This window comes from Hoylesella buccalis ATCC 35310 (assembly GCF_000177075.1).
In the GTDB taxonomy this organism is placed as follows: Bacteria; Bacteroidota; Bacteroidia; order Bacteroidales; family Bacteroidaceae; genus Prevotella; species Prevotella buccalis.
The window spans coordinates 1-5,900 of record NZ_ADEG01000025.1 but is presented as its reverse complement, the minus strand read 5'-3'; the positions used below and the strand labels follow the sequence as shown (position 1 = coordinate 5,900).

General features: G+C 36.1%; 1 protein-coding gene and 1 pseudogene. Both read right to left on the bottom strand.

The window, feature by feature from the left end; all coding sequences use genetic code 11:
* Nucleotides 1-658 precede the first annotated feature (658 nt).
* Nucleotides 659-5,437, bottom strand: a complete 4,779-nt coding sequence (locus tag HMPREF0650_RS02015; RefSeq protein WP_245543443.1) for an NACHT domain-containing protein — start codon at nt 5,435-5,437, stop codon at nt 659-661.
* An 88-nt stretch (nt 5,438-5,525) separates the two neighbouring features.
* Nucleotides 5,526-5,900, bottom strand: a pseudogene (locus HMPREF0650_RS13225) (ComEC/Rec2 family competence protein); the annotation flags it as partial.

Here is a 5,900-nt window from a genome sequence, read left to right as displayed (position 1 = left end):
ATAAACTTAAAGTTTACTTTGCCAGACCGAATATGAAATATGAAGAGTCTGATATAGCATTCAATGGGCTGCTCAATCTAACTCTGAATAAAAAGGAAAGAATAGTGCTTAAGTCTGAATTGAGTTTACCAGAGATTTGAAAAACTGATTGAATAGTAAACAACAAAGACATAACATTTTAGGCGTAATGGACATTTGGTAGGCTGAAAAAACTCCAGATGTCCTTTATTTATTACCTTTGTTGCATTTGAGAACCTATGAATACATTTGCCTTTTTTCATTGTTTTAGCCATGCTCTAAAGGAGGCTTATATGACATTTGCTATTCGCCAGAAATCCTTTGCAACTGCTTCCACTATTTACAGATAAAGATCCTATGTACTTATTTCGCTCATTATAAATTTATACTTGTATTTTTTGAGTATCAGGGATATCAATAAAATTCACCAGCTGTTACTAGTAGACTAGGATATTGTCATTATGACTTTAAGCATTTGGCATATTGCAAACTACGTACGAACTTAATAATCTAGCTGATAGACTGATTTAAAGATCCTATAGTATAAGAGATTGCAAGTAATGTATCAAGTGTCATAGTACCTTCTTATCCCTAACTTGCGTAATAATGGCATATATTAGATCAGAATCTAACGTCGTTGTTATTGCACAATCACCATCAATTGCCTATCCCTATTCAATACAATATCATGACCATATTCATTAAGATACTCATGCTGTTGCTCTCTCCATTCTCTCAATTCCGAACTTTTCACCCCAACAGACGAAAGTAATGAATAGATGGCCACCTTAATTCTTGAGTCCTCGGTATGCATAAGTTCTTCATAAAGCACATCTGCTGTTGCTTTATCACGTTTCAATCTCAATGTCAAAGGAGTGATAATCATTCGATAAACAAATGTATCTTGAAGCTCAGTTAAGTAGTATTTTAAATTTTCAAAAACCTTGTTTTTATCTATCATTGAGAATATAAAGTTGTAAAAAGCATAATCATTGCTCAAATCATATTTGTTCTCCTTATATTCGTCAAATATATCTTTTAGCTTCTCCACGTTGGTGTTGAGTGAACAGTTGAGCGATACACGGTTAAAAGAATTATTACGCCATTTCCATTCATCCAACTTCAATAGATTCTTAATATCTTCATCTTTATCAAATTCTACGGCAATGATTTGAGCCACAGTTGCAGACATTTCATTATTTGTATTATCAATATGGCTTATCACTAATTCTTTCAATAACGATTTTTGTCTCCCGACTTTTTTTAAGAACAACAGAATATTTGCATCATCTATTTTTACTTTATTCTCTATAAGATATTTTACAATGATGTTTGCTGCCTTCGAGGTAGGATTAACATATTTCGAGAAGAAAACAATATACGAATAAATACCCTTATCATCTCTGACAATCTTCTTCAGATTGGCCATATCATTTGCAAGCAAATAATCTGCTTCATCTGCAATGGTCTTCTCCACATATGGACTATCATTGTAAAAGGCATGAAACTGAGCAAACTCGTATTCTTTACCCCCTGTTCGTAAATCAATCTGCACATATTCATCAAGTTTATGGTACATCAGGTAAATACAGAATCGCATTTTGTAAGTATATTCTGTCGTGACCTGTGACGTGATGAACACCTTTTCTGCAATCTTAAACACATCAGCGTCTCTTCCTTTTCTTTTCAAGTGTTCTACTAAGCACAAAACTGTATCACATAGGACATATGCATTACCCTCCTGTTGGAATAAGTGTAATATTTCTTCTATGCGCTCGTCCATACTCGACAAGTTAGAAATTTTGTGTATCATCATCAGCCTCAAACGTGTATCCATGTGATACCACTTTTTAAGCATTCTGGAGGCCAACTCAGAACCATGATATTTTGCTATAATCTGCCCAGCAAATCTATAGTCGTCAGAATAATAATTCTGAAGGTACTCTCTGACATCCTTACGCTCTGAATAGTTCTGTATAATGGCTTCCAGTATGCCCCATTTTGAGCCGAGAATATGATCACTCATAGAGATTTCTCCATTGAGTATCCGGGGTATGTATCTTTCTGCAAATTTCTCCTTATAATGTCCTATATACACAGACACTGCACGGTCTTTCATTATACCCTTATTTACATCATTGATACATTTATCTAGATACGCCATAATCCGTTCGTCATTGCCTTGGTATATTTCATAAGCATATCCTGCTATCCACGAAGATTGGTCTAACGGCATCTCATCCAGACATTGTTGCAGTATTTTTATAACATCAGCATCTTGTCCCCAGTTTTTGATGAGAGGATGGACAACAATATGCTGATAACTTTTCATATCCTCTAATGCTTCAAGAAGTTTAGTCTTGATTCGAGAATCGTTAACAATGGTATTTACAATGAGAGACTCAATACCCCATTTAAAATGCTTTTTGTCCCTATTGACAGCCCATTCGGTTATCACTTGAAGCAAATCTGGAGATAGTTCTTGTCTTTGAATAATTTTCCACAATTCATAGCTATTTCCAAAATTAAAAGAATATTCCTTATTAAGTTCTTCCTTAATGGCCTTGATAACATTTGGATGATTTATCCAACATGTCAGCAGGTAATTCCATGCTATACCCTTGTTAATATTACCTCGTCCTTCGTAGAATGCACTAACTGACTTTAGAGCCTTTTGCATGACTGCATCGTCTTGTGGAAAATATTGCTGCAATAATCGGTTAGCTTCCTCTTGAATTGAAAATGGTAGTTCTGTAACCAATTCAAGGATTTCATCAGATGAAACGGGCCTACCTGTAAATAAAGCAAACTCAATTTGATAAAAGTGAGTAAAGATGTCACACGCCACTACTTTTCGTACTAGCTCGTTTTCCTTATCTATATCTATCCCGTCTACAATAACACTTCTGATGAAGAAGGCTACCACTTCTGGCAATGTTGATGGTATTATATATGAATTAACCATCTCCAGCAACTTTTCGTCGCTAGCGATATGACCCCTAATTACCTTAGATGCGAGTATTTTGTTGTTCACATCACCATTTATAACAGTCAAAACAATAAACTGGCGATCCTCTTCTGTCAAATCAGCCACTTGTGCCAACCCCGATAGCCTGATGTCATGATATACGGAAGTTGAAGGAATATATCTGGATATAAAGTCTTCAATGCGATCTTGTAATGAGGTATTATACAAACCATCAAGCAGAATTTCCAGTAAATCATGTTTGATGTCATAATCAGATTCCCACTCAATCCTTTGTATGTATTCTTCTATTTCTTTTAGTAAGAAATGTTTGGGTGCCTTCGTAGATCTTACCAAAACCTCTAATTTCAATTTATATAAATAATAATCCCTATAATCGTTTGCCTTTATAGGTTTTAAGATATTGTACAAACCTACAAAAGCTGATGCTGGCATCATTTCGAAAAGGAAGAGAACAACCTGGTGTAGCCCGGCATCCGAAACTTTATCTCGGAGAAAAACTTTAGCCCTCTCTATATCTACCGAAAGGTATTTAGCAGTCATAAATTCCTGTAGTTGCCTATTGATGAAGGAAATGCGAGAACCTATCCTTTCCTCTATAACACCAAGTTGATGTGTATTATGCCTGAATAAATCATCAACAATATGCGCATTAATCAGTTCTTGCCCTGATGTCTGACTATTCAGGTATTGGTTAAGCAGTATTTCTGCCTGAGTCTTATCCATGCTGCCATCATTGTAATAGTCAAACATTTCTTTTGAGAGGATTCCAAGCATCATTTTGTTGCTTGTGTAGTCAAATGCCCCAGAATAGTCGTAAGCCTGATACTTGCGTGAAAGTTGATGCTTGACAAACAATTGTTCCATTATACAATTCATGGCCGCAATATTGTTGTGAGGAAGTTCGTTACCCTGTAGATATTGCCCAATAAGGATGGTCAGTAGCATGGGGTTCTCTTTCATTCGATCAATATCTTGTAATGACCTCAACTTAGCAGATAGGAACTCTACTGTGCTCTTTATTTCACGAATCACTCCATTATAATGATTTACGCATTTCTTCACAAGTTCATCCTGCTGTAGCGCAGACAATGGTGCGATTGTATATGTGTCGCTTGTACTGAAAGGGGAATTGATATTCGCAATGCCATATTCCCTGCTTGAAAAAATGGCGAGTAAATTATCAGCCTCTGTCTCTGCCTTTACTTTTCGGATAATTCTGTCTGCTTGTAGGGGGGCCTCACTCCATTCATCTATTCCATCAGCTATTAGCAGTATCTTCTGCTGCTCAAATGCATATTCTAGATAATAGCTGTTTTTCTCCCATAACTTGTTTTCTTGAAGCCAATCTCGAACAATACTCTTTATATCACTATCGCAATTCCTTGCCATATATGAAAATGGCATCCATACAGGCAAGTAGCCGTCATAGGCATTCATTTTTCCTTTTAGCAGTTGCAAGGTAAGATACTTTAGCAAAGAAGATTTGCCCGAGCCAGGGCCTCCTACAATGAGTAATATATTACTGCTGGGATTTAATATAGTTGATGCAGGAATTCTAATTTCCCTATTGCTTGTTTTATTCTGCTGGTTATAAAACTCTTTCAGATATTGCTCACTATATTCCTGGATCTCACTACTTTTTATATAGAGATTTGTAGGATCAACTTCAATAGGTTTCTCCTCTGTTTTCCCTTGGTCATCAGAATACAAGTTTTGTACTTCATCAATAAAATCAGGCATTATAAATCTTGCCTCAAGAGGGAACCGCGTATTATTATGGTTAACCAGTATAGAATCATTGACATCACGGAATACACTGTCGTAAACAACGCTCATTGCTTGTTTACACTGTGTTATATTAATAAAATTAAGCGATTTCCATTTTCGTACAATTAACTGTGATTTAATCTTTTCCTCTAATTCCTGTGTAATCTTTACATTGTGAAACTCACCATTCGTCACAGCATATTTCCATAACATACCATACATTAATGGTTGGTTCTGGGCAAAAACGCCACCACCTGACATTCCATGCAGACTGTCCATATTATCTACATGTGAAGTGATATTAACCAGATTTACTTTGCTATCTACACACATACAATCCAGTCTAGTAATTATGTCTTGCGCCTCGCCTGAAACCCCATAGAGTTGCATGGATTTTTCTTCAATGAGGTCATCTGCCAAGAAGAAAGGAGTAAAATGCTTTTCGCTCTTATCAATCCTAATGATAAGAAAATCTTCACCAATAGGAAGTAAAGAATTCGCGATATTGCCTTTTGTAATGGTCTTATAGGTTATAAAATGACCATCCTCAAACACATCTATTTCGATGGTTTCTATTTTATCAAGAACAGCATTTAACGCCTTTTTCCGATCATATTTAAGAATATGCTGAGCCGTAAAGACATAATCGTACCCTTCAGCCACATCCAAAGGGTAGAGGACTCCACTTCCTCGAAACTGGAGCCCCCTACTCTTGATGTCCGCCTTTATCTTAACACAATTACTGCGTATGTCAAAAAACGAATTCATTACAAACGTTGAGATTAATATTATTTTCCATCAACTCATCTGCTGTTATTCCAAGCACATCAAGAGAATCTTGATAGTTAAAGTAGACGTTGATTGCCTTATCTGCACATTTTCTGTAGCGAAGAAGCTTGGCAATGGTCTCTTTATTTGGGAAACGATATTTCTTATTCTTCTTAGTTGAAATAATGAAGTCTGAACATGTAACCGCGTCAAGGATGTTTTTAGTGACGTTTCGTGTACTTCCATGATGGGGAAGTTTCATAAAATCCAGTTTAAGAGGTGTACCATTGGTGTTATTATAATACAGAAGCGCATCATATAGCTCCTTGGGGGTACTATCACCAGGTAGCAACAACTT